The 25,583-nt window shown below is 43.6% G+C and carries 19 protein-coding genes; 6 read left to right on the top strand and 13 right to left on the bottom strand.

Translation table 11 applies throughout. The annotated features are described in order from the left end of the window. The first annotated feature begins 487 nt into the window (after positions 1 to 487). The 4 genes from hisG to hisB are packed head-to-tail and all read left to right on the top strand — an operon-like array spanning position 488 to position 4,845. A complete protein-coding gene (gene hisG, locus DB520_RS17035) occupies positions 488 to 1,348 on the top strand; it encodes an ATP phosphoribosyltransferase (RefSeq protein ID WP_114750978.1) in 861 nt (286 codons plus the stop codon). A 26-nt stretch (positions 1,349 to 1,374) separates the two neighbouring features. Beyond that, positions 1,375 to 2,667 carry a histidinol dehydrogenase gene (gene hisD, locus DB520_RS17030; RefSeq protein ID WP_114750977.1) on the top strand — a complete coding sequence of 431 codons (1,293 nt, stop codon included), beginning with the start codon at positions 1,375 to 1,377 and terminating at the stop codon, positions 2,665 to 2,667. Positions 2,668 to 2,671: 4 nt separating this feature from the next. Continuing rightward, on the top strand, positions 2,672 to 3,745 hold the full coding sequence (gene hisC, locus DB520_RS17025; protein WP_114750976.1) for a histidinol-phosphate transaminase: 1,074 nt from the start codon (positions 2,672 to 2,674) through the stop codon (positions 3,743 to 3,745). Further along, positions 3,745 to 4,845, top strand: coding sequence for a bifunctional histidinol-phosphatase/imidazoleglycerol-phosphate dehydratase HisB (gene hisB, locus DB520_RS17020; protein ID WP_114751150.1), 1,101 nt, complete (start codon positions 3,745 to 3,747; stop codon positions 4,843 to 4,845). Before hisC ends, hisB begins: the two co-directional genes overlap by 1 nt. Before the next feature lie 255 nt (positions 4,846 to 5,100). Here the strand turns inward: hisB and DB520_RS17015 are convergent, their stop codons facing one another. Next, positions 5,101 to 7,314 (bottom strand): DUF5916 domain-containing protein, encoded by a 2,214-nt coding sequence (locus tag DB520_RS17015; protein WP_114750975.1) that lies wholly within the window; start codon positions 7,312 to 7,314, stop codon positions 5,101 to 5,103. Between the two features lie 236 nt (positions 7,315 to 7,550). Between DB520_RS17015 and DB520_RS17010 the strand changes: the two genes are divergently transcribed. Next, positions 7,551 to 9,224 carry a ribulokinase gene (locus DB520_RS17010; RefSeq protein WP_114750974.1) on the top strand — a complete coding sequence of 558 codons (1,674 nt, stop codon included), beginning with the start codon at positions 7,551 to 7,553 and terminating at the stop codon, positions 9,222 to 9,224. 352 nt (positions 9,225 to 9,576) lie between these two features. Beyond that, on the top strand, positions 9,577 to 10,155 hold the full coding sequence (locus tag DB520_RS17005; protein WP_114750973.1) for a DUF4136 domain-containing protein: 579 nt from the start codon (positions 9,577 to 9,579) through the stop codon (positions 10,153 to 10,155). A gap of 47 nt (positions 10,156 to 10,202) precedes the next feature. Here DB520_RS17005 and DB520_RS17000 read toward each other — a convergent pair whose 3' ends face one another. The 12 genes from DB520_RS17000 to DB520_RS16945 form a co-directional block, all read right to left on the bottom strand. Continuing rightward, complete coding sequence (locus DB520_RS17000; protein WP_114751149.1) at positions 10,203 to 10,928, bottom strand: NYN domain-containing protein; 726 nt, start codon at positions 10,926 to 10,928, stop codon at positions 10,203 to 10,205. 229 nt (positions 10,929 to 11,157) lie between these two features. Next, a complete protein-coding gene (locus DB520_RS16995; protein WP_114750972.1) occupies positions 11,158 to 11,367 on the bottom strand; it encodes a hypothetical protein in 210 nt (69 codons plus the stop codon). Positions 11,368 to 11,545: 178 nt separating this feature from the next. Then, positions 11,546 to 14,701, bottom strand: a complete 3,156-nt coding sequence (locus DB520_RS16990) for an AsmA-like C-terminal region-containing protein (protein ID WP_114750971.1) — start codon at positions 14,699 to 14,701, stop codon at positions 11,546 to 11,548. Positions 14,702 to 14,966: 265 nt separating this feature from the next. Then, positions 14,967 to 16,262: a mandelate racemase/muconate lactonizing enzyme family protein gene (locus DB520_RS16985; protein WP_114750970.1), complete on the bottom strand. Its 1,296-nt coding sequence runs from the start codon at positions 16,260 to 16,262 to the stop codon at positions 14,967 to 14,969. Positions 16,263 to 16,386: 124 nt separating this feature from the next. Continuing rightward, entirely contained in the window at positions 16,387 to 18,795 is a 2,409-nt protein-coding gene (locus DB520_RS16980; RefSeq protein WP_114750969.1) for a TonB-dependent receptor domain-containing protein, read from the bottom strand. A gap of 200 nt (positions 18,796 to 18,995) precedes the next feature. Next, on the bottom strand, positions 18,996 to 19,664 hold the full coding sequence (locus DB520_RS16975) for an ABC transporter ATP-binding protein (protein WP_114750968.1): 669 nt from the start codon (positions 19,662 to 19,664) through the stop codon (positions 18,996 to 18,998). Between the two features lie 4 nt (positions 19,665 to 19,668). Continuing rightward, the gene (locus DB520_RS16970; RefSeq protein WP_114750967.1) at positions 19,669 to 20,931 is read right to left on the bottom strand and encodes an ABC transporter permease; all 1,263 of its coding nucleotides are present in this window, start codon (positions 20,929 to 20,931) and stop codon (positions 19,669 to 19,671) included. Between the two features lie 12 nt (positions 20,932 to 20,943). After that, entirely contained in the window at positions 20,944 to 22,047 is a 1,104-nt protein-coding gene (locus DB520_RS16965; protein ID WP_157972135.1) for an efflux RND transporter periplasmic adaptor subunit, read from the bottom strand. Positions 22,048 to 22,235: 188 nt separating this feature from the next. Then, a complete protein-coding gene (locus tag DB520_RS16960; RefSeq protein WP_114750965.1) occupies positions 22,236 to 23,555 on the bottom strand; it encodes a TolC family protein in 1,320 nt (439 codons plus the stop codon). Between the two features lie 29 nt (positions 23,556 to 23,584). Beyond that, a complete protein-coding gene (locus DB520_RS16955) occupies positions 23,585 to 23,770 on the bottom strand; it encodes a hypothetical protein (RefSeq protein WP_114750964.1) in 186 nt (61 codons plus the stop codon). After that, complete coding sequence (locus DB520_RS16950; protein WP_114750963.1) at positions 23,767 to 24,225, bottom strand: GbsR/MarR family transcriptional regulator; 459 nt, start codon at positions 24,223 to 24,225, stop codon at positions 23,767 to 23,769. Before DB520_RS16950 ends, DB520_RS16955 begins: the two co-directional genes overlap by 4 nt. A gap of 103 nt (positions 24,226 to 24,328) precedes the next feature. Beyond that, positions 24,329 to 25,417, bottom strand: coding sequence for a hypothetical protein (locus DB520_RS16945; protein ID WP_114750962.1), 1,089 nt, complete (start codon positions 25,415 to 25,417; stop codon positions 24,329 to 24,331). Positions 25,418 to 25,583 lie beyond the last annotated feature (166 nt).

The following is a 25,583-nucleotide window of genomic DNA, read 5'->3' as shown; positions in this document are numbered from 1 at the left end:
TTACCCTGTTTCAGACCCTTGCAATTTATTTAACCCTTATAAAAAGGTATTTCAGCCTTGAGAATTCGCATTTCATCGATTAATCATCCATGGAGCCCCCATCATGCGTATATTTGAATATCTTATTAAAACAGCAGTGAGGAAAGATTGGAGTTGAAGACAAGTTTTAATTGAAGATTGGTTTAGTTGGGTTAATTTTTTAATGGAACAGTTTAGTTTAACAGCTAAAATTTTTACAAATACCCCTCGGATTGGTTACCCGAGGGGTATTTTTAGTTGTACCCCAGATAAAAAACCGATAGGCCTTGGATGTTCAGCAGTACTGGTTAAATTTGCAATTGATCATGAAAGAAGCACTCCAACACAGTAATTTTTCACTCCACCATGTCCATCGGCATTGCCTGTGATTCATTTATAGGGGAATTTCTAATTATTTCCAGCCCATCGCTTCTTAACACAAAATCTCGAATCAGACAGTTGTAAAAAGATGAAAGAAATCATACGTATAGCCGTACAAAAAAGCGGAAGGCTAAGCGAGGACTCCTTAAGCCTTATCAAAGAGTGCGGCATCAAGTTTTATAATGGCACCGGAAAGCTTAAATCCACAGCTTTCAATTTTCCAATAGAATTTCTTTTCCTCAGGGATGACGACATACCTGGTTATGTGGCAGACGGGGTTGCAGATTTGGGTATCGTAGGTGAAAACGAGTTGGTAGAAAAGGACAAACAGGTAGAAACCATAAAGAAATTGGGCTTTTCCAAATGCAGGTTGTCGCTGGCTATACCCAAAGGGGAGGAATACCCGGGAATTAGCTATTTTGAAGGTAAAAACATCGCCACGTCTTACCCTAATATACTCAACACCTATCTGAAATCCAGAAAAGTAAATGCATCCATACACGAGATTAGCGGGTCGGTAGAAATTGCCCCCAGTATAGGGCTTGCCGAGGGCATTTGCGACATTGTCAGCTCAGGTTCCACTTTGATGATGAATGGACTTAAGGAGGTAGAGGAAATTTTCCGTTCGGAAGCGGTACTTATAGGTAACCCTGGAATGGAAGAGGTGAAGAAAAGTATTGTGGAGAAACTGCTATTCCGAATGAATGCGGTACAACAGGGAAAAGGCAATAAATACATACTCCTTAACGCTCCAAACGACTCTCTGGAAAAGATCATTTCCTTAATCCCAGGAATGAGAAGCCCGACCGTGTTGCCATTGGCAGAAAAAGGTTGGTCCTCCGTGCATTCCGTACTTAGCGAAGAACAGTTTTGGGAGAATATAGAGGAACTCAGGCAGGCCGGTGCAGAGGGAATCTTGGTAATACCCATAGAAAAAATGGTTCTTTAGTCAACCTTTAATTTTATCCAATCAGTATGAAAGTTCTGGTGACCCCCCCTCAAAGCCAATGGAAAAAAGCATTGGCCCGCCCTGTACACAAGACCAAGTCCATAGAAAAAATTGTCAAACCCATCATGCGCAAGGTGAAACGTCAAGGGGACAAGGCCCTAAGGAAGTTTGCCCTGGAATATGATCATGTGGAAATAGACCAATTGCTCGTCAGCAAGCAGGAAATTGCAGCAGCAAGGGAATTGGTATCGGAGGAGTTAAAAGCCGCTATTCTCAAGGCTAGACTAAATATCGAGAAATTTCACAGAGCCCAGGAAACTCCTGATCTGGAAATGGAAGTCATGGAAGGCGTGAGCTGCATGCGCAGAAGCGTACCTATACAAAGGGTAGGCCTTTATGTTCCAGGAGGCACCGCACCCCTTTTCTCAACGGTATTGATGTTGGGTATTCCTGCCCAAATTGCAGGCTGCAGGCAGGTGGTATTGTGCACTCCCCCCAACCCCGAAGGCAAAGTACATCCTGCCATATTATATACAGCAGAACTCCTGGGCATACATACTATAGTGAAAGCTGGAGGAGCACAGGCCATTGCGGCCATGACATACGGAACAGAGTCGGTGCCCCAAGTGGATAAGATCTTTGGGCCAGGAAACCAATATGTAACTGCCGCCAAGCAAATAGCAACAAAAAAAGGAGTTGCCATAGATATGCCGGCAGGTCCCTCGGAGGTGTTGGTCTACGCAGATGAATCGGCCATTCCTGAATTTGTGGCTGCAGATCTACTCTCTCAGGCTGAGCACGGAGTGGACAGTCAGGTGGTGCTGGTATGTACCACTGAAAAGCTAGCAAAGAAAATCCTCCAAGAGGTGGAGGAACAGGCAAAACTTCTCCCCCGCCATAAAATTGCCGAAAAAGCACTGGAAAACAGTGTCGCTGTCGTGTTAAACAACCCGGATAAGGCCGTAAACCTTATCAATGAATATGCCCCTGAACACCTGATCCTTTCTGTATCGGATGTCGATGAACTGATCCCACAAATTGTAAATGCAGGGTCTGTCTTTATTGGGAATTTCACTCCGGAATCTGCCGGGGATTATGCATCAGGCACCAATCATACCCTACCCACCAACGGATATGCCAGGAGTTACAGTGGGGTATCCTTGGATAGTTTCGTGAAAAAAATAACCTACCAGAAAATCACCGAAGAGGGATTGAAACAACTGGGTCCTGTAGTGGAAACCATGGCAGCCAACGAACTGTTGGAAGCGCATGAAAAGGCGGTAAGTATACGATTGGCCTATTTAAACCAACAAAAATAGCAAAATGGCATTTGAAGTCGAAAAATTACTAAGGCCCCACATCGCCTCCCTTCTCCCCTATTCTTCTGCCAGGGACGAATATTCCGGCACAGAAGGGGTCTTCTTAGACGCCAATGAAAACCCCATAGGGAGTATCACCCAAGAATCCTTCAATCGATATCCTGATCCTTATCAGAGGGAATTGAAAGAGGATCTGGGAAGGATAAAATCCGTCCCTCCTTCCCATATCTTTCTGGGAAATGGCAGTGATGAGGCTATTGATTTGTTATTTCGTGCCTTTTGTAATCCAGGCATGGACAACGTAATCCTACTTCCCCCGACCTATGGAATGTATGAGGTAAGTGCCAATATTAATAATGTTAATATCCAGAAGGTGCCCCTGACTCGTGATTTCCAATTGGATATTAAAGGGATAAAAAATGCGATAAACGAATTCACCAAAATTATTTTTATATGTTCCCCAAATAACCCCACTGGAAACAAAATGCGACGCGAGGATATCCTTCAGGTTGCCAAATGTTTTGAGGGGCTGGTGGTGGTAGATGAGGCCTATATCGATTTCAGTGATGAGGCCAGCTTTACAGAGGAAATGGAAAACTACCAAAACCTGGTAGTACTTCAAACATTTTCCAAAGCCTGGGGACTTGCATCCCTACGGTTGGGTATGGCATATGCTGCTCCCCAAATCGTAAGTATTCTTAATAAAATCAAACCCCCCTACAATATCAGTGGCTTGACCCAGAAAACGGTCTTGGCTGCTTTGATGAATTACGGTAGGGTAAAAGATATGGTAAGGGAAATATTGTCAAATAGGGAAGAACTCAATGCAAAATTGAAAGATTTGCCTGTGGTGATGAAGGTCTACCCTTCCGATGCCAACTTCCTTCTGGTCAAGGTGATGGATCCCAAAAGGATTTATGAATTTTTGGTCGAGAAAAAAATCATTGTCAGGGACAGGTCCAAGGTGACTCTTTGCGAAAATTGTCTGCGAATCACCGTTGGTACCTGGGAAGAAAACAAAGCCTTGATTGCTGCCATGAATGACTATCAATCCATAACTGCAAAAGCTCAGAAATGATGAAGAAGAAGATACTTTTCATAGATAGGGACGGAACTATAATCAAGGAACCCAAGACGGATTTTCAGGTGGACAGTTTGGAGAAATTGGAGTTTCTTCCAAAAGCTATCAGCAATTTGAGGAGAATTGCGGAAGAGACAGATTTTTTGCTGGTAATGGTCACCAATCAGGATGGATTGGGAACGGATTCCTTTCCCGAAGAAACCTTTTGGCCCGCTCAATATAAAATGCTAAAGACCCTGGAGCAGGAAGGTGTGATTTTCCATGCCATACATATAGATAAAACCTTTCCTCACGAAAATGCACCTACCCGCAAGCCCGGTACAGGGTTATTACTAGAATATTTAAATGGGGATTTCGACTTGGAAGGTTCCTACGTGATTGGAGACAGAGAAACAGATGTGAAACTGGCCAAAAACCTGGGCTCTGGATCCATCTATATGGGAGAAGAGAGGGTAGATGGTGCCACTCTGTCTACCACTAATTGGGATGAGATCTATCGCTTTCTTGCCCTGCCTTCCAGGACTGCGGAAGTGAATAGGTCTACCTCCGAAACCCAGATTTCAATTCAAGTGAATCTGGACGGTACGGGAAAAGCGGAAATCAACACTGGTATTCCTTTCTTTGACCACATGCTCGACCAACTGGCCAAACACGGTGGAACAGACCTCAGGATAGAGGTTAAGGGGGATTTGCACATAGACGAACACCATACCATCGAAGATACCGCCCTTGCCTTGGGAGACGCTTACCTTAAAGCCTTGGGCCACAAAAAAGGCATTTACCGATATGGCTTTCTACTGCCCATGGACGATGCCCTGGCGCAGGTAGCCATAGATTTTGGGGGCAGGCCTTGGTTGATCTGGGAAGCGGAGTTTAAAAGGGAAAAAATTGGACAGATGCCTACGGAAATGTTTTACCATTTTTTTAAGTCTTTTAGTGATACCGCAAAATGCAACCTTAATATCAAGGCTACCGGGGACAACGAGCACCATAAAATAGAGGCTATTTTCAAGGGGCTGGCAAGGGCCATCAAAATGGCAGTACAAAGGGATCCAGGTGCTTTGAATGCTTTACCAAGCACTAAGGGAGTACTGTAGATATGTCTTAGTGTGCAATCCATTCCTTCGAAACCATATCATTTAAAGCCTTACCAGGCAGGATATAGCATTTTCAATCTAAGCTAAGCCCAGAGGTTTTTTTTTGATTTTCTCGCTCCACAAGAGAAAGGAACGGGAATTTCAAATACCCACCTCAATCCTGACAGGAGTTGAATCTCCAAACCCGACTAAATGGACGGAAAACAAAGTTGGACGAAGGGAGTAGCAATACCTAATCGAACCTAAGGGATTAGCTTAAATACTGAACCAATAATTCAGTTTCATCACTAAGGCCCTCTGTTTGGAGGCAAAGGTAGAAGGGAAATAGTTGTCCGTGTAAACCATAAAAAAGTCGGAAACGGGAGCGTAACGCCATTGCAGTCTGGTGTTGATGTTTATGTTGTCAATTTGGTTGTTGTATTGCACAAATGTAGTCCAAAAAAGTGTTTTGGTAAAAGTGAGGTCCACCCTGGGGCCAAGCAATAGTAAATCCGCATCCTGCTGGGGAGCAGGAAGTCTGATCCTGGAATAACTCAAGTTCATGGAAATATTGGCTAAATACCCCAGCCTCCATTCTGTACTGCCGGAAAAGTTTGCCATGGTACCGTTGTAATACTCACCGACCTGCCCCACTCCAACAATGGCAAATACTTTCCTGGGGTCTGATCTCACATCAAAGCTCAAGAAATTGTTTCTGTAGTAGGTGCCTACTCCTAATGGCTCCCCTCCCATTCTGGTTGGATCGAAAGGAAAGAACAGGTAGGTGTATTGGTTGTTCATCATCAGGGTAAGCTCCGCAAAAGAATGTAGCTGCACCCTATAAAAGAGGGTATGCAGCTCATCCGTAATCCCCAGCTGCTCATTCCAAAGTGTTTCTGAGCGCAATCCCGGCCCGTGCCGGTTTACTTTTCCTTTTGAGGGGAAAAACTGCCATGCAATTTCCGGAGCCAACCTTTGGTAATTGTTCCTCGGGGTATACCCTACCAAAGGATTATAATTTTCACCAACATAGGAGTAGGCTAATCCAGCCGAGAAATTGGTATCGTTAAAACTAAGCTGGGCATGTGCGGTACCAGCATCCGAAGGGTTCTCTTCTTCAAAAGTCCTATGGTAAAAAAACTTCCCACTCCATTTGTTGTCGGCAGAAAACAGGTTGTAATCCAGTCCTGCCATGCGGTTATAATCTCCGTTTTCTACCGCTAACCCACCCTTTCCCATATCCATGGACTCCCTATTAATCAAGATAGCACCGATATTGGAGCGTTGAAATATTTTTTTCTGCAGCGCGGCAACGGTAAAGTTCTTCCCAGAAATTCCCCTGAGCGGATCATTTGCAGTATGCATATTCATCAAACCCACCCTCCAGTCATCGGTGAGTTTTCCGCTAAGTCTGGCGCCATATTGGATTTGGTTTTGTACGTTTTGTCCAGTATTCTCATCCCTGTCCACCCCTATCCTTCTGCTAAAAAACGGGCGGATTCGGTCTGTTCCAAAATCCGCAAATAGATCTGCATTTTCAAGAAAAAACTGCCTTCGCTCCGGGAAGAAAATTTCAAATCGGTCCAAATTGGTCACCTGCTCGTCCACCTCAACTTGGGAAAAATCGGGATTAAAGGTCAGGTCCATATTCAAGGCAGGCCCTAGGCCTACCTTCGCATCTCCCCCGAAGGTTGGTTTCAGGGGCTCATTCACTCCAGTCTGGAAATTCCTGTTGGTGCCCACTGCGGTGTAGGGTATAAGAGCGATGTTTGCCCCGGACTTTTGCAGGGGTTCAGAAAAAATGAGCTTTCGGGTAAATGCCACATTGGTGACGTTAAAGTTCCTTGGTATGGGTGCCCAGGTGCTTTTTTCTGTATATTCACTGTCTATCCTATAAAAGTTGACATTCCAGGAATTGCCCCCTTCCTTATAGCGCAATGTTGAAAAAGGTATGGCTATTTCGGCCACCCACCTGTCCTCATAAATTTTTGCGGCAGAAATCCATTTGTTGTCCCAGGCCAGGTTAAAATCAGTTCTATTTAACCCCCCATTCCCTATCATACCTTCCCTTTGCACTCCGTAGGGATTAATCCCGAAGAGATAGGCATTGGTGCCGTCATTAAAGGTGTCAAGGGTAATACTGAACCCATCGTTTTGGTTGCCCCTGAAGTCCCTTCTTAAAGATGTGCTAACATACCCATCCCGGGGTCCAAGGTTAAACATTACGGCTGCTATATAAAGGTACTTATCATCATAGGCCACTTTAACCTTGGTAGGAGCCATGGCCATTGATGTATCGGAAGGGAAAAACTGAAAAAAATCATCGGTCCAATGATCTTCCGTAGCCCATATTTCTTCGTTCAACATGGCATCAATAGCTATGGGGTGCTGAATTCGCTGGGCCTCCAGTCCAGGCAAAACAGGCCCCTTGCCCCAAGCCACCATCACCGATAGCAAAAATATTATCGATAAAGAAATACTGATTTTCATGGAGGTAGAATAGAAAATTGAAAGTAGTTTATTTCTTCAATTACCCGTTCTTTTTTTACACAATTGGTAAAAACACTCCTGAAAGGCAATAAAGAAGGCTACAAATCAATTGCAAGGTTTCCGCAATTTCCGTCTATTTTCCAAGGAGGGATTTTAAAATTGCCCTAAATTGCACTTTCGCCGTATTGGCCAAGTACGCTACAAACTTTATTTATACTAACCCAAGAATACAAGAAATGGACAACTACGTGATCGGTGTAGATTTTGGAACAGACTCAGTAAGGGCAGTTTTAGTGGATGCCACAAATGGAAAAACCATTTCCTCGGAAGTGTATCCCTATCCTAGGTGGAAAAAAGGGGATTTCTGTGACCCAAAGAAAAACCAATTTAGACAGCATCCTTCAGACCATATTGAGGGTCTCCAGCATTGCCTGCAGGCGGTGGTAAAGGAAAGTTCTATAGAAGCGAAAGACATTAAGGGAATTTGTGTGGACACTACCGGTTCCTCTCCCCTACCAGTGGACCAGAAGGGGGAGAGTTTAGCATTGTTAGATGACTATGCCCAAGACCCGGATGCCATGATGATCCTATGGAAAGACCATACTGCCATCCAGGAAGCTGATGAAATCAATCACCTAGCCAGAAACTGGGGCGGTGAGGATTTTACCAAATACGAGGGGGGGATTTATTCCTCGGAATGGTTTTGGGCCAAAATATTACATACGGTAAGAAAAAATAAAGCCATAAAAGAAAAGGCCTTCAGCTGGGTGGAGCATTGCGACTTTATCACAGGGATACTCACAGGCAAGAGGGATCCTTTGTCGCTCAAAAGGAGCAGATGTGCTGCAGGGCACAAGGCCTTATGGCACGAAAGCTGGGGAGGCCTACCTGACAAGGCTTTTTTGGAGCAGTTGGACTCTTACCTGGCAACACTCAAGGACAGGCTTTACACCAACACCCATACTTCAGACCAAGCCGCCGGCACACTTTGTCCCAAATGGGCGAAGATTACTGGACTAAGCGAAGAAACGGTGGTTGCAGTCGGTACCTTTGATGCCCATGCAGGAGCAGTGGGAGGAGAAATTACTGAAAAATCCTTGGTAAAAGTAATGGGGACCTCTACCTGCGACATCATGGTAGCACCCTACCAAGAATTGGGCAATAACCTAGTGAAAGGCATCTGTGGGCAAGTGGATGGTTCAGTGTTGCCAGGTGCCATTGGCTTAGAGGCTGGGCAATCCGGATTTGGGGATGTGCTAGCGTGGTTTAAAAATCTAGTTCAGGGGACTGTGGAAGAAATCATATTGCAATCTCCCTCACTGGATGAGGCGGGAAAAAACACCTTGATTCAGGAGTTGGAAGGTTCGTTATTATCCAGCCTTACTGCCAAAGCAGAAAAGCTCCCCCTGTCGGAAAACGATCCTTTGGCGCTGGACTGGATTAACGGCCGAAGAACCCCAGATGCAAACCAACAACTCAAGGGGGCCATCATGGGGCTTTCCATGGGTACAGATGCAGCTTATGTTTTTAAGGCCCTTGTCGAAGCCATAAGTTTTGGGTCAAAAAAGATCATCGATAGGTTCAGGGAAGAAGGCGTAACCATAGACTCGGTCATAGGCCTGGGGGGAGTCGCCAAAAAGTCCTCCTTTGTGATGCAAACACTCTCGGAAGTATTGGATATGCCCATAAAGGTTGCCAGTGCTGAACAAGCCCCAGCACTTGGTGCTGCCATGTACGCATCTGTTGCAGCAGGAATTCACCCAGACTTGCCTACTGCAATTACTACTATGGGAAACGGGTTTGACAAGGTTTATCACCCAAACCCCGAACGGGTTCTGATTTATCAAAAACGCTATGAAAAATACCTGAGTTTTGGGGAATTTATAGAGTCCCACACTTTCGGTAACTAACCTACCATTTCCTGTTTTTTTAGGTCAAAAAAAATGTCGTCTAAAATTTAGACGGCATTTTTTTGTATAAAAAAGGCAAAATCCCTTAATACGGCCAAAATAGGCCTATTATCACTTTAGTTCACTAACGCTCAGAGGAATAGATCAGTAATTTAATTAATAATTACTTGCATGTTGAAATGGAAATCACTAAAATTAGCTAAATATTATATTTGGCCTAATTGATAAACAAAAAATAAAGCATGAGGTTGTTAAGGTATTATGAAGTTTAGGCCTTTCAGCCTTCCTTAATTCAAAATTAAACTTTACCGACATATTTAAAATCAATTTATCCCTACCAAAAAAAACATGTATGAAACATTTAAACTACTTCATCATTGTTTTGCTGATATTCACATCAGCGTGTTTGTCTCAAAGAGATTTCGTGGCAGAATATGACTACAACTACAGAGGTGCTTTTAAGAAGTACAGAACCTTTGGATTTGTAGAGGAAGAAGGAAGGAACACCAACGCTTATGGAGATGTCATTGAAAAGACCATCTCTTCCAGGCTGGGTTCTCAAGGCTTCAGGATGAAAGACAACAATCCAGACCTGCTGATTATTTACAAACTGTACCTTAGTGAAGTAAGATATAGAGGATATAACCAACCGGATTTTGATTTCTGGCTTAAGAAGCAAGGCATTGAACTACTAGAGGAAGAACCTGATAGCTTGGCGAGAGAAAAAATGAGAGAAAACTACAACAGTGTGAAATATACCCAAAACGATGGGATGCTAGTAGTTTTGGTCATCGACCACAAAAAGGGGAACACTGTTTGGCAAGGATACACATCTGCTTATTTTGATTACGACTCTCCTAATATCCACATTGACCTGACCAGGGCTACCTACAAAGTGATGGATCAATTCAAAATATTAACGAAAAATTAGGATATTTCCTGTAGAAATTATTTGTGTATGGGGCAATTGGCAACTCCTTATTTGTTCCTGACATATACTAACTTATACTTTCCTCTCTGGTTTTCCCTCTCTTCCACTTCAAATTTGTCAATGGAACGGATTAGAGGTGTAAGTTTGGGGAAACCATAGTTTCTTGCATCAAAGTTAGGCTGCTTTTTTTGGAGTAAATTACCTACGTCTCCCAAAAATGCCCAACCATCGTCATCCCCAAGGTCATTAATGGTACTGGCGATTAAACGAATGAGTTTAGGACTTACTTTGTCCAACTCCTTACCTTTCCCATCCTTTTCCTTAATTTCAGCCTCATCCTGTCTGAGAATTTCCACATAAATAAATTTATCACAGGCCACGATAAAGGGATCGGGAGTTTTCTTCTCCCCAAGACCTATCACCATCATTCCGGCTTCCCTTAGCCTGGTGGCCAACCTGGTAAAGTCACTATCACTGGAAACAATGCAAAACCCATTGACCTTGCCCGAATACAGGATATCCATTGCATCAATGATCATGGCGGAATCGGTAGCATTTTTCCCTGTTGTATACCCGTATTGCTGCATGGGGTTGATGGCGTTTTCCAACAACACGTTTTTCCACTTGCCTAAATGGGGTTTGGTCCAGTCCCCATAAATCCTTTTGACAGTTGGGTTGCCATATTTGGCAATTTCCTCCATCATTTCTTTTACGTGGTTGGCTGGGATATTGTCCGCATCTATCAGCACTGCCAAGTTTATATCTTTATTCATGGTTTGGGCTTGAAAATGAAGGGCAAAGATAGGCAAATTTACGTTCAAGCCCATCCTTTCAACCGAGCATAGTTCAGAAGGAGTGGGATGATCTACATAAAAGCTGTTTCTTGAAGGTACATGACCAACACGGAGTAAAGGTGTTATCCGCAAAGAGGAATCAAGGAATAAAAAAACTCTGTACTACCTTACTAAATCAGCAGTGCATCCTGTAATTACCAATCAAAAATTATTCAGAAGTAGTGGAGGCTTGGGCAAGCTCATCCAGGTTTAAGATTTCCATCAATCCTTCGTCTATATACTCTGTCAAGGACTCACCCTCCATTCTCACCTTGACGGAGTCAATGTTGAGGGAAATGTTAATATAAGAATCCAATAGGGGAATTACGGCCATAGAGGCACTGATACCTAAAACCAAAATCACAAGCAATTTTTCCATAGCCCTACCATTTTGGTTTCAAATTACAAAATTGTTTTAGGTAAAAAAAGAGGATGGGCGGTAATTTTTTAATTTATATTAAAAAATTGGGTATCGATGTGTTTATAATTGTTTTTTAGTTTTGGTTTTAGGGTATCTTCTTCCCCCAATTATAATTTTAATAGGGCATATAGGGCTGTCAATTCCTATCCCTTCCTAAGGACACCTCGTAATTTTCAGGGTTGCCTGAAATTTTCAAATTTACAAAACGGATACGGCGATTCTGATCCCTATAAACAATGGCATCTTCTTGTTCTGTATCTATCTCTTGCCTATTTCTTCCTGCAAAAAGAGAACGGAAGCCTACCTGAGTCACCATGCCCAAGGGCACCCTTATAAAATAGTCCATATTCAAATCCAAACTCTGCCGCCCGGAAAGTTCAATGTAACCCAGGCTAGAATTGATGTTCATATTGGGAATATGCAACACCCCATCTTTAAGATCCATTTTGTTTTGTAAGGTATCAAACCTCACCATCATCAGGTTCTTGTCTTTAAAATAGGTGGACATGGCTTCCAAGGGGGTGAAATTGACCAAACTGCCTTGGTAGACGGTGAGATCCATATGGGCTTCACTCTTTTCAATGATGGGAGTCAGGTCCGGATGTACCAAAAACTTGCTTTCTATTGTCCCGCTCACCCTTCCATGCAAATTTTCATTGATCATCACATCCTGTCCAAAATTGTCGAACTTCACCATGAGCTTGTCTATATCCAGCTTATCCGCTTTCATGGTACTATGGAAATAAATGTTTTCAGGATCGGAACCATTAAAGTACCCTGACATGCCTAAACTTCCATCTGCCACTTTCAGGGACAAGCTGTCCACATACAGATAATGGTCACCAGAGGTTCGGGCATTTGCATATACGTCTTCTAGCCAATAGGAATGGTAGTTCATCCTCCCTATTTCAGCTTTAAAATTCATATCAGAAAAAGGAAGCTCAAAGATATTAAAGGTATCTGCGTGGTTTACCTCGGCGGTAGACTTTGGGTCATAGTTCATCAGGGCATCCAAGTCAAGTGCCTTTGCCCTGAGATGGAAGGCATTAGGTCGCGACTTTTGTGTAATGTCCTCTCCCGCAAAATAGGCCAAGTCTACCTCAAAATCACTTTGCCCCATTCTGCCACCAAAATTCTCCATCAGCACGTTTCCATCTTCAAAATGAAGCCTCCCTCTAAATTCCTCCAATTTCAGGGGGTGTACGTTCAGCTTACCCTGAAAATGATCAATTAGTAAGTCTGCGGACCTAAAAATAGAATCATAATGCAAGTCCAACTTACCTTTGATCAATAAATTACTTATCTCCTCATCCCGATAATCGTCCGGAAGGTAATTTTGTCCCTGATACGTCAACAAATCCAATACCCGAATATAATTCGACCTAAGGTCGAATTCAAAACTGCTGTCCCCTTTTGGAACTTCCATAAACCACTTGGGGTAATTCGAAAACAAGCCAGTAAAGTGAAAATCGGTGGTGTCCAAGTTACCATTGAAGTCCTCTACTGACAAGTCCGTATCGGTAATGGTGATAAGTGCATCAAAATCGTGAAACTCGTGGGGATAGTTCTTTAACTTGGCATGAAAATCATCAATCCTCAATTTACCCTTAGGGAGGTATTCAAACTGGGTAAATTCATTTGCAGAACCTTCAAATGCCAACTTCACCTCAAAATTGCTGATTAGCTCATCGGAAAGAGCCATCAATACCGAATCATGGGAGAGCAATTGCTGAACATCCACCTTGTTGGACTTGGCGTTTAGTTCGGCAGTTATAGGTTTATCCCATCCATGAAAAACGGCCGGGAAGTCACTCAGATTCCCAGCGAAGGAAAAATCAGAGTCGCCTATGGTAAAGGACAACCCATCCAATTTGATTTTTCCCTTTTCCATGACAGCATGTCCATTCACGTTATTCACCGGAAATGGATAATCGGGAATAACAAAGCTGAGGTTCTTAATGGTAAGCTCGCTGTCAAGTCCCTCTTTGAGTTGCGCCAACCCCTGTTCCGGCATGTCCAAATCCACCAACTCATCAAAGTCCATGTCCAAAAGGATATTCCCCCTTAGACTTTGCAGCCCTTCTATCTCAAAAAACTGACCCAAAAACTGTAGGTCCAAATCGGCGTGAAGATTTACCTTAATATAGGGATCCTCAAAATTCCTGATTACCAGTCGACCCTGGAAGACCCCTTCCTCCGGTTTGGCATAGAAATTCTGCAGCCGAAGTTCGGAACTTTGCAGGGTACGCTCCTTGCCATTGGTGAAATACCCTGCGAAGCGAAGGTCGTCCACCCTTTTTTCCACCGCCGTATTTACAAAATAGGCATTATCACAACCAAACTCCACCGACACAGCTGGCATTTGGCCATCTGCCATTTTTCCCCTGATGGTACCAAGAAAATAAATCTGTCCCTCATTCTTGTAGCGTTTTAGGGTTTCGGCAACTTCCGAAGGGGCAAAAGCAGCAAAAACATTGAAATCGGGTTTTTCCCCATATAATTTAAGGTCTGTATTCAGGTCGTCTTTTATATCTACCTTCCCCTCCAGCGTGAACAAAGAAGCCTCAAGCCTTAGCTTGGAGGGCAGTATAGTCAATACTTCCAAGGTTTGGTGGTAATCCATTTCCCAGTCCAAAACCAGGTGCTTTTGGGAGAAAAAAGAGGGTTTCCCATTCGTAATGACATCCAATACCATATCTGATTCTACATCCAAATAGACATGGTCCTTTATCAGTTTCACCTTTGCCCCAAGGTTGCCAATGTTAGTGATGATCTCTTGCTGGGTAAGTTCATCGAAATAGGAAATAACAAAATTATCCAACCTGAAATCCTGCAAATCAAATTCCAATTCCGAATCCTTCTCTGCCACGTCCTTTTCTGTTGGCGATAAGTTTTTTGCGGTGACCAAGTTAATTTGCCCGGCTCCGTCTTTCCTTATGTCAAGATGCCCATTGGCGATTTTTATCCGCTTAATTTGAAAGTCTCCCTTCAAAATACCGATAATGTCAAACCCCAAATATAGGTCTTCCGCCTCGTAAAGGGCCTTGCCTGATCTTTCCTTGTTTGGATAAAAACTTACCCCCCTTAAATCAATGGAGATATATGGAAACTGGGCAAAGGGAGAAATGTACGAATCTTCCACCACCAATTCCCCGACAAATTGTTCATTCAGGCTTGCCAATGCCTTTTGCGTCAAGACCTTTTGGTTTTTGTAAATACCGATCACCGCCCCCACAACCCCTACTACAAGGATAAAAAAAACTATTGAAACCCCTATTATTACTTTTTTCATTTTTTCGCTCTGGCTAACCCAAGCTAATTAACGTGAATGTTCGAAAGATGATTGCAAATCAAGCAAGATTTATGGATAATTAATAAGCATGATACTATTTTGTGGACCAGGAAGAGAAGGTTTTTTGTTAGCGGTACCCAACAGTAATAATTAGCCTGCCAGGATTTTCCTTCCTGCATCCAATAAACAGACAGCGGTAATTGGAGCGCTCTGAATGCCCCTAAAAAATTTCTGGAAAATACCTACGGATATTAATGTGAACCCACTAAACTTTTTTTAGAACCTCACTAGCCTCGATAAAGGCTGGATCGATAGTGATCCCTGAGCCAGGACCAGTAGGAACCTTTATAGTTCCGTCCGGCAATAGCCGTAGGGTGGATGTGGGACATTCCAAGGGAATATCAGTATATCCCTTAAACTCAATATGTGGACCGGAATTCGGGATGGCCGAAACAAAATGAAGCATATAAATGTAATCAAATCCACCGGAAAGATGCGGAGTGCAGATCTTTCCCATCGCATGAGCCATTTGAGCTACCTTCATAGACCTAATCATCCCGCCAAAGTAAAATTGATTAGGCTGCACGATTTCGAGTCCATTATTTGCCAACAGCCACCTAAATCCGTAAATACTGTGTTCTTGCTCTCCTCCTGCCACGGGAAGGGTCAAGGCATCATTGACCATTTTGGTGCCATGATGCCAATAACAGGGAGTGGGCTCTTCAAAATACTTGTAACCGTATTCTTCCAATAATCGACCTACCCGTATGGCCTCATTAGGATCCTGGTAATAGCCGTTTGCATCTGCGTACAGAGGCATATCATCCCCAAAAGTCTTCCTGATTAAAGGAATAATCTGTTCAGTTCTGCCCTCAGGTCCCTTAGCGTCCAGGTCATTGGTCATGAACATCAAAGCACCCACTTTGATTTTTACTGCCTGGGCTTGGTATTTCTCCACTTCCGCTTTGATCAACGCCACGGATTCCTCTACGGGTTTTTCCCTAAACTCCGTGGCCTGGTAAACGGGTACGTGGGTATTATGAATGCTTCCAATCAATTCGCCTATGGGTTTGTTAGCTATCTTGCCCATCATGTCCAAAATGGCAAACTCCACAGTGGCCAGGGGGATACCTATGGGTAAGGGCAGGTACCTGTAATTCATGTTGTAGATAAGGGCTTTTTCCACAATTTCATCTAATCTCCTTGCATCCAAACCCACAAACATGCTTTGAAGGTGGTTCATCAAAATCGAGTAAAAGGTGTTCATCATACCGTGAGCCACCGAGATGCCCTCGGCCCCATCTTGGGAACGCACCCTGCACATAAAAGTCCGGTTGTTTTTCAGGAGCTCCACCGAAGAGATGATCACGGGCTGATCGAAAAGTTCTTTTTTAAAGACAGGTTGCCGAAGAATTGCATCCAATTTTTGGTAGTTGGGGTTTTGGTCCTCGGCACAAGGGTTGTTTACAAATTGATTAGTTCCAAACCCCTGGTAGGGTGCTGCCATGGCCATTCCTCCCACCAGGGCTTTGTTGATAAAGCTTCTTCGGTTTCTGTTCATTATTCTGGGTTTTTTGTGATTTTCCAAAAGTTAACCATTTTAGCAATATCATCCAGAAACTTTATGCAAAATCCAATGGTTTATCTGCTCAGGAATATCCTTATTTACAGAAAATGGCACACCCTTACAAATCCACTCTCTTTTTGTCCTCCTCTGAAGCAGATTCCACTTTGATGGCCTTCATTTTTGAGTGCCCGAACCTTTTGATGTAATTTATCCTAATCCCTCTCATTCTTAAATAAAGGTCAAAATTAGTGGAGAATGAAGGGTAAGGTAATTCGGTGGCTAAGAAGAAATTTTGGGTATTTAGGATGTCGGTCACGGATAGGTTTATAGTTCCCTGGTTGGCTTTCAGTTGTTTCCTTATCCCAAAGTTTATCACGGAAATAGGGCTAAACCTCCATATACCCATGTTTCTTCTCGAATCATAAATCCATACCATTTCCCCTGACCATCCATTTCCCATATCAAAAGAGTTGTTAAGGTTAAAATGCAGGTTGTAAATGGTATGCCAAAGGTAAGCCCCCATATGTGAGGCTTTCATGTGGTTGCGCTGAAGTTGCACGGTGGACTGTAGGTCCCAAAAAGGGGTAATTATCCAAGGGGCATTGAAATTTAGGCTGGAAATTTCATGGTGTTCCAAATTTTGCGAATTGTAGATGACCACATCCCGCTGTGGATCGAAGCTGGGTTGATGCCGGACAAGAGAATTTAATAGATGGGAGTGTTCAATGCCTAGGGAAGCGTTTTTCCACTTGAGCGTGAAGTGGTAATTGTTTATAACTGCGGGTAAGAGTTCGGCATTACCAAAAAAATGGGAGTTTTCATTGAACATAAATACGGCAGGCACCAATTGGTTTAGGGTGGGTCTGTTAATTCGTTTAGCATACCCCCCCATCAGACCAAGATGCTCTCCAATGCTCTTCTCCAATGACAAATTGGGGAAAAAATTCCCAAAATCCCTGTAAATATAATTACTGACCTCCTCTCGCTGTATGTCGGTTATGGTGTGTTCATATCTTAATCCAGCATTTAGATTGAACCCAGGTACCGGTGACCAATTCCCGCTCATATATGCCCCCGCAACTTCCTCTTTCATAGTGGCCCTCATGCTAATCGCAGGAATCGGCAATTTGTCTGGCTCTTCTCCTTCGAATGCATCCACCGTGTTTTCAAAATTCATCCACGTTTTTTTTATTCCTACTCTGAGTATTAAGTGCTTAAACTGGGTGGTTTCGAAATCCATAGAGGCAATATGAAAGCTCATGGGGGTATCGCTATCAATGCCCATTTTTACCCTTTCAGATTTACCACTTCCATACTGCCGAACATGGTCGTAGGTAGAAGGTGCATTCATCCCAAGATTCAAATAATCGTAATCCAAGCGGATCAGGTGCTTTTCTTTTATCCTCTTAATATAATGAAGATGGGCATTTAAATTATGAATATTCTTTCTATCTAAATAATTAAGACGGGTAGAAAGCATGGAATCTGCTGCTTGATAAAAAGAAATCCCTAGGTTATCCACAGGTTGAAAGGAATTGTTGAAACTAAAAATAGCTCCCACCGATGCATTATTGTCAAAGGATTTTTCAATAGCAGCCCTGAATTGTAGTGTTTTGTTGGATTGTATCCTTTCCACTCCACTCTTAAAATCCACTGGAATCGAACTGGATGGCCGAGCCATAAAAGCGTTATCAAAAACTTGAATGTTTCTTAAATGATTGTAGGAGGAATTTACATTGATCGCCCATTTTCCTCTTCTATGACTTATACTGCCATTGGCACCGAATAATTCTCTCCTCAATGCCCCTACCATAATTCCCATATCTCCAGAGGTACCTTCATCCAAATTTTCCTTCATCACGATATGGATGATGCCACCGGCTCCCTCCGCCTCCATGTGTGCTGGAGGGTGAGTAATGAGTTCTAGCCTTTCGATATTGGCCGCACTCATGCCTTCCAGGAGTTGCAATAGGGTAGCAAGCGGCATTCTGTTGATTACATCGTTGATCATCACCAACACTCCATCTTTTCCATTTAGGGAAAGATTGCCCTGCTGTGCGTTTAAAAACACACCCGGAGACCTGGACAATACCTCCAAAACCGTGGCACCGGCCATAGTGATGCTCTCCTGCACATTGACCACCAGCCTATCCGAATGCTTTTCCACCAAAGGTTTTTTGGCGGACACGGTTACTGTTTCTAATTCAGTCTCACTTTCGGAAAGTATGATGGGAGCCAGCTCCGGGTTGGGATCACTTCTGGAAATGGATTGAAAGAAAGGAGAATAACCTAAAGCAGATACCACCAATAAACATGTTTCACTCTCCTGGTGGTAAAGCTGAAAACGCCCCTTATCATCCGATACATCACCCTTTAGCATAGTCGAGTCCCCTACAGACAGCAGCATCACATTGGCAAAAGCCATAGGCTCTCCATGGGTATTTTGGACATGCCCCGATACTTGAATTTGGGCATAGGTGTCAAAATAAAAAGTAAATAGCAGGATGAGAATTACTTGGCATTTCATGGTTGCAGATGTTTTGAACTGCTCCCCGTTACGAAAACAGCCTTCTTACATTCACTCCCAAGGTAAGCTTAAACCCGGTTTAGGGGTTAGCACATATATTCCATTGATTCAAACAATTGTTTCAATTTGAGCTGAGACCCAATTTACCTGCGTGGTGAAAAAAAATCATCAAAAAAAATGAACACCACGGTATCCTTTTCTCACACCACCCTCCCATCCTCCAGATGGATGATCTCATCGGATCTATCCGCCAGGTCCTCGTCGTGGGTCACCATGATCATGGTCTGCTCCCCTTTGTCTATGATCTCCCTAAAAATCCCAAACGCTATCTGTGTGTTTTTACTGTCCAGATTCCCGGTGGGCTCATCACACATGATCAGGAGGGGGTCATTGATCAGAGAACGGGCTATGGCCACTCTTTGCTGCTGACCACCGGAAAGCAAACTGGAACGCTTTACCGCCTGATCCTCTATATCCAGCATTTTGAGCAATCCATAGGCTTTTTCCTCAATACTTTCCTTGTCATGGGTTCCCCGCTTTAAAGCAGGAAGCATCACATTATGCAGAGAGGTAAACTCAGGAAGCAGGTAATGGAACTGAAACACAAAACCTATATGTTCGTTCCTGAAATTGGACAACCACCTGTTGCTTTTGCCTTTTAATTCTTCCCCATCTACTCTTATGCTCCCGGAAAATTCCGTGTCCATGGTGGAAAGCAAGTATAGAAGGGTTGATTTTCCACTTCCCGACTTGCCGGTAATGGTCACCAACTTCCCCTTTTTTATGGCAAAGGTGATATCCTTTAGGACATGGAACCTGGAAGGTTCCAAAAAGTATTTATCCACGTTGTTTACCTCCAGAATGTTCATTTTATTAACCTCTCAATATGGAAATTGGGTCCACCTTAGCTGCCTTTCTGCTGGGAAAATACCCGGCCAAAAAGGTGGTAATCAAGCCAAAGGTAAATCCTGCTATATAATACACCGTCTCGAAACTCACCGGCAAATGATCCAGGGTAACCATTACATCACTCTCAAAGGGCATGGTAGAAATGGCATAGGCGATCAGAAAACCGAAAATCAACCCAAAAACGGAACCAAAAGCCCCAATAAGTAGTGCCTGGAACAAAAACACATACCTTACATCCGTATCGGAAAAACCCATGGCTTTAAGGATGGCAATGTCCTTCATCTTCTCGTAAATCATCATGGTAAGGATATTAAATATCCCAAAACCAGCTACCAATAAGATGGTTATGGCCACACCATAGACGATCATTGACCTAAGTGCCTCTCCTTCCAGAAGAGTAGAATGATCCTCCTTCCAATCAGAACCTTGATACCCAAAACGCTTTTTCCATTTGTTTAACATTTGGGGAGCCAAGTCCATGTCATGGAGTTTGGCTTGTATATCGGTAATGTAGGAGGCAGGAACCCCCAGAAAGCGTTGCACGGTGGCCAGTGAGGCATAACTCTGTTGCCTGTCTATATCGGTAAGCCCTGTTTTAAATAGCCCAATCACCACAATGGAAAAGGTGCCACCTGCCTCGGTGGTCAAATTCAGCCTGTCCCCCACCGACAAGTTTAGCCGATTGGCAAGTCCCTCCCCCATCACCAGGCTGTTTGGAATGGTATTCATCTCCCTAAAAGAGCCTTCCACCAACTTTTCTTCAAGATTGAAAAGGCGGTTTTCGTTGTCAAAGTCTATGCCGTTTACCAGTCCATTGATGGCATTGGACCCATACCTGTAAAAAACCTGTGACTTCACCGAGCCAGCCACTGCATCTACCTCTTGAAGTTGGGAAATTTCCTGGATTGCCTGCCTGGCATCCTTAAGGTTGAGTTGTACATCCCTTGGCCGTACGTTGTGGACCTCATTCTTCCAGTCGGGATATTTTCGGTCTAGGATGGTTGTCTCCGCAATTGTGGGCTCGTTGTAGAGGCGGAGGTGGGGAGAATGTTCGAAGGTGATGTCCATCATATAATTATTGGTGCCCATGATAAAGGAAACCATAAATATGAAAACCGCTATCCCAAAGGCCACTCCCACGGTAGCCACAATGGTTTGCCTCAATTTGGACCGGATATGGACCATGGCAATGGAGACGGAAAGCTTTACATCTTTTAGCGTAGCCATAAACCAAAGGGATTAATTTTCGGGAAGCTTTAGTAGGTCTCCCTCCTTCAGGCCTTCCAGTACCTGTATCGAATTTCGGGAAAGGATACCTGTCTTCACTTTTCTTTTCTCATTGGAGACCATAAGCACCGTATCCCCATCCATCAGATAATCCCTTGGGATGACCATTGCCCCCTCTGCTGAAGCTACCAGGATATTTGCCTCTACGGATCCCTTTGGAAAAAAGGGACCTACCCCATCCACCTCTGCTTCGGCCAAAAAACTTCGACTCTCCTCATCCATTACCGCATTGATTTTAGTGAGCTGTGCCTCAAATATTTCTCCCTTTGCGGTTTCTGTTTCGAAGTATACTTTTTGCCCCAGCTTTACTTTGCCGATGTCTCTTTCATCCAGCAGCAATTCCAGCATAAACTCCGTTGGATGACCAATCAGAGCCAACTCCCTTAAGGCCGGTACAGTCTCTGCCGATTTATGGGGAATGGCATGTACCTTTCCTTCAAAAGGACTTCTTATCTCATCCGAATCCCCAGTCTGTGTCATCCCGGAAAGCTGCTGCCGAAGGCCCAGTTCCCTGTCCCTGAGGTCTTCTCTCAAATTTTCCAGCCTATGCTTTATACCTTCCACATTGCTACGACTCTGCGAAGCTTTCAAAGCCGCTTCACGGGCACGTTGTACAGATACTGCACCTTCCTTCGCCAAAGCGGCCAAGTCTTCTGCATCTTTGGTATCCAAGGCATATTGTTCCTCCGCCTGATTCAATTGCGCTTGAAGTTCATTAATTCTTGACCCTGATGCATCCTGTTGATTGCTAACCCTTTGAATTTGTTCTTTCAAGTATTCACGTTGCCGCCTTTCGCCTTCAGCTCCCAATACCAGGATCAAGTCCCCGGCCTCCACTATATCCCCTTCCTCCACCGCTACTTCCCAAATTTGTTGGGACTTCGACGCCTTCAAGTACCTATATCCCTTGGGCATCAGTTTTCCTGAGGCATATACCCCTTCTTGGATATCCTGAAGCCGAACTTCATAGGTTTCCTGCTCCTCTGCACAAGAGAAAAAGAAAAGTACACCAATGGCCCAAAGAACAAAAGGACTATAACTTGTTGACTTTTGCATGTGTTTATCATTTTTATTATCGGTCATAATTCGCCCCCTACCGTAACCCATGGTAGCCTGCCCCGTTCCCAGCCAGCTATCGAGATTCAGGGAACTGGTTTGGGAGGAATGGCATATACTTTATATTCATTTCTCCAGGTGTCGCTTGCCTCCTGTTCAACTTCACAATAGTCCAAGTAACCCAGGTTTTAAAACTGACCACTTAAATAGGCCATCTCCACAGTTTGAATATGGTAATCAAGCTTACGCTGTAGATAATGCTCCAGAGCTTCCATCATGTCTATTTGAACCTGCCGGAAGCTTGCAACATCAAGACGCTCCTTCTCCAGTTGCAACCTGGAGAGCCTTACGTTTTCCTCTGCCAAAGCCAATTCCCTCTCAGCAGTAGCAAGGGAGGTTCTTGCCTGCTCCACCCTGGCCTTAACCTCCTGAAGACCATGGTTTTCTTTAGCGAGAAATTCTTCCTTTGCCAATTCCTGCCTTTTCCATTCCATTTTTTTGCGCGTGGGTTCGTGAAAATGCTTACCCATTGAAAATAGGGGAAACTGTACCTGAAGCCCCATAAACCCTACCGGAAGCCAATTTTCACCTGCCCCTATTCGCAAACTTTCCCCAAAATACATCTGATTGTAAGCGGCTCTTAGGCGCAACACCGGCAGCCATGAATTTCTTGTCCCCTGATATTCTTCCTTTCGCAGCAAGGTCATTGCCTGCTGATGGGCAAATCCGGGAAAGTCCCCTTCAGCTGCCATTTCTGGTAAAGTTTCTATTTCAGAGGACTCAATATATAAAGGTTGATCTAAGGGAAAGCCCATCCAAAACTTAAGGTCGTTTTCGGCCATTTCCTTGTCCCATTTGCGATTCGCTAATTTTTCCCGGTATTTACCTAAAATCACCTCAGATTGGTTAAGCGTAATCTGGTCTATACGGCCTTTTTCCAAAAGCTGACCCAATGACCTATGGATTTCCGAATAATAGGCTTCAGCGTTAGCCAGGTTCTCCAAACTTTCTTCCTGTAAGATAAGCGCCCGATAGGCAATATGGACATGTTTTACCAAGGAACTTTCAACTACCTCCCTTTCGTGGGCTTTTGCGGACGAGGTAAGTTTGGCAAGCTTTACTCTGTTCATTGCCCCTGGATCCAATATATTCCAACTCGCCTGAAAACCCGCCTCCCCCATCCATGGGGTGCCGAACCTCACTGGGAGCACCTCCCCAGGTTGCCCCACTATTTCCCCCGGGACGGCTAAGACCGGAATCCTCCAATAGTGCTCCATATTTCCAGAGGCATACAGTTCGGGGACCATGAAGGCTTTGGATTCCCTTTCCCCTAGGTGGCTTAATTCCTCTTCCAAATGCTTCAGTAAGAGGGATTGGTTGTTTTCCCTAGCATATTCCACACATGCAGCTAAACTGAATCTTTGTCCTTGTGCCAAAGGAATGCTTCCCCAGAAGATTAGGAGGAATACCAAAAGTTTAAATTGGAATGTGAGATTTTTATTGTTCATTATAAAAAGAACTTAAATGAAACAAATTTTCAATCCTCCACCTCTGCTAGTGCAATGGCTTTTTCCCAACCTTGCAAATAACTCTTATTATCCCTTTTTGATTGATTTTCTGACTGTTGTGACCTCATACTGGAAAGTTCTGCCATTCGCAGGTCAGGTCTGTCCCTAGGAATTGTGTTCAATGACAAAGGCATGTTTACTTCTCGATCTTTCATTTCTCAGGTTCATTTTCAATTAAATTCTTCCATCTCTCCATAATAATTGGCATTTCGGCCAACAGCAAACGATAAAATGAGGACACTTTTTCTAAATCATTGGTTGCAATTCCCTCCTCTTTTTTCAAGGTCTGGATTTCATCTAGCATTCCCCAAAACAGCTTGAATCGGAAGGAAATATTCTCCAAAGAAATCCATTTGTCAAAATCCACTGAAAAATAGCGTTTCCTCTTACCTCCCTGGGTTTTGAAATCTACTAATCCAATGGAAATCAAATAGTTGATTGCATTAGAAACCGCGCTTTTACTCATCTTGAAATAGGCAACTATTTCTTCGAAAGTCCCTTCTTTATCGCAAAACAACAGGTACACGAGTACCCTTGATGCCGCGGGAGTGAGTCCCAGTTTTTCCATTATCACTCCGTGCTCTTCAATTTTCTCTCTGAACTTTTCCAAGTTAAAATTCTAGTCGATTAAGGTTTGTCCAACAAATGTAGGTGATATTTTTTATGTTCTCAAATTTAAGAACCAAAAAAACTTTATTGGGATACGAACCAATTTAAACCCTAGACCACTTGGATTCGAATGCACAAGCTTTCTCCGAAAATTTCCACCGAGCTTTCCATTGATAGGTTTTTGGCCACCTTTTAAATCCGCTTTCAAGGGCATAGATCAATCGTAACACCCATTTTTTTTCACTGGGCTGCCATCCCCCGTTGGGGTCCAAAACAATCTCACCTGAGTCTCCATCAGCAGTGCGAACCAAATAACTGCCACTTACCTTCCCACAACTGGGATGTCCAAAAATCTCGAACTTCCCTTCCACTGTCTGTCCACCCTCCATGTTCGCAAAATCCGGAAAGGCAGGACGGAATCCCATTTTGTAGGAGAGACTGCCTTCACAAACTTTTATCTCCTCTATTTCCCTAAATTTCCCCATTTCCTTCCAAAGGGTAGTTTGGATAGGGTTTAGTCCATCAGGCCCCAACCCCCCCTTAAAATCTGGGTTAAGGGTAAGGATAAATGGGAGATTGGAGTACCTGGAGAAATACATCCAACTGAAATCTAAAGGTAATGGGAGTTTGTCCATGCTGTGGCTTTTCCCATCAATGCGTATGTGGTAGTTGGTCTTTTTTCGGCGGACAAAATAGAACTCATGTAGCCAGATCAGTGGCATGGCAGAGGGGTGCTTCGCTGCCATACCCATAGGTGCCAGCAACCCAAATGGCTCCCTAGATTTGGGGTTTTGTTCATGGATCATTATTTCAACGAGCCTTCCAAACCTATCCTTAAAAACGATATCAACACTTACACCAGCCTCCTGAATGTCAAAAAGGGAGGAAGAAAATTCCGTTTCCTGCATCAGGTTCAAACCCTTCCCTGCGATATCGTATTTATCCGGGTCAGGACTTAGGGAGGGGGCATGGTAAACATCCACTTCTTCGTCTTTCCTCCAAGCGATCACCAAAAGCCCTTTTCCCATAACCTCGTCCTCAAAAAGCTGAGGCTCAAACCCCAGGTAAACCGAGTCAGGGTCCTTATTGAAATTCACCAGCAACAATCGCTTCAAAGGTTCCACATTTAAGGTAAAAGGATTCAGGGAGGCCCTTGATTTTTCTGGGGGGAGATAAGAAATAGAGTTTTTCAATGTTTAGCTATTTGATGGTAAAAGGCCTTTATTTAAAATGGATCTACAGGATAAAATTTAGATTTATCCCTCTCCAAAGGTAAATAAGTAGTTAAAAATAAAATCAGGTAACTGGTCAATGGGTTTTATGATTTTAATCATGATAAATAAATGGAACATTGGGTAG

Source organism: Pleomorphovibrio marinus (genome assembly GCF_003347495.1).
Taxonomy (GTDB): Bacteria; Bacteroidota; Bacteroidia; order Cytophagales; family Cyclobacteriaceae; genus Pleomorphovibrio; species Pleomorphovibrio marinus.
Note: the sequence above shows the minus strand (reverse complement) of the source record. Positions and strands in the feature narration are given on the sequence as shown.

Excerpts from the sequence above, each read along its gene's own strand:
- hisG (WP_114750978.1), top strand. The coding sequence starts at position 488 with ATGAAAGAAATCATACGTATAGCCGTACAAAAAAGCGGAAGGCTAAGC.
- hisD (WP_114750977.1), top strand. The coding sequence starts at position 1,375 with ATGAAAGTTCTGGTGACCCCCCCTCAAAGCCAATGGAAAAAAGCATTG.
- hisC (WP_114750976.1), top strand. The coding sequence starts at position 2,672 with ATGGCATTTGAAGTCGAAAAATTACTAAGGCCCCACATCGCCTCCCTT.
- hisB (WP_114751150.1), top strand. The coding sequence starts at position 3,745 with ATGAAGAAGAAGATACTTTTCATAGATAGGGACGGAACTATAATCAAG.
- DB520_RS17015 (WP_114750975.1), bottom strand. The coding sequence starts at position 7,314 with ATGAAAATCAGTATTTCTTTATCGATAATATTTTTGCTATCGGTGATG.
- DB520_RS17010 (WP_114750974.1), top strand. The coding sequence starts at position 7,551 with ATGGACAACTACGTGATCGGTGTAGATTTTGGAACAGACTCAGTAAGG.
- DB520_RS17005 (WP_114750973.1), top strand. The coding sequence starts at position 9,577 with ATGAAACATTTAAACTACTTCATCATTGTTTTGCTGATATTCACATCA.
- DB520_RS17000 (WP_114751149.1), bottom strand. The coding sequence starts at position 10,928 with ATGAATAAAGATATAAACTTGGCAGTGCTGATAGATGCGGACAATATC.
- DB520_RS16995 (WP_114750972.1), bottom strand. The coding sequence starts at position 11,367 with ATGGAAAAATTGCTTGTGATTTTGGTTTTAGGTATCAGTGCCTCTATG.
- DB520_RS16990 (WP_114750971.1), bottom strand. The coding sequence starts at position 14,701 with ATGAAAAAAGTAATAATAGGGGTTTCAATAGTTTTTTTTATCCTTGTA.
- DB520_RS16985 (WP_114750970.1), bottom strand. The coding sequence starts at position 16,262 with ATGAACAGAAACCGAAGAAGCTTTATCAACAAAGCCCTGGTGGGAGGA.
- DB520_RS16980 (WP_114750969.1), bottom strand. The coding sequence starts at position 18,795 with ATGAAATGCCAAGTAATTCTCATCCTGCTATTTACTTTTTATTTTGAC.
- DB520_RS16975 (WP_114750968.1), bottom strand. The coding sequence starts at position 19,664 with ATGAACATTCTGGAGGTAAACAACGTGGATAAATACTTTTTGGAACCT.
- DB520_RS16970 (WP_114750967.1), bottom strand. The coding sequence starts at position 20,931 with ATGGCTACGCTAAAAGATGTAAAGCTTTCCGTCTCCATTGCCATGGTC.
- DB520_RS16965 (WP_157972135.1), bottom strand. The coding sequence starts at position 22,047 with ATGCAAAAGTCAACAAGTTATAGTCCTTTTGTTCTTTGGGCCATTGGT.
- DB520_RS16960 (WP_114750965.1), bottom strand. The coding sequence starts at position 23,555 with ATGAACAATAAAAATCTCACATTCCAATTTAAACTTTTGGTATTCCTC.
- DB520_RS16955 (WP_114750964.1), bottom strand. The coding sequence starts at position 23,770 with ATGAAAGATCGAGAAGTAAACATGCCTTTGTCATTGAACACAATTCCT.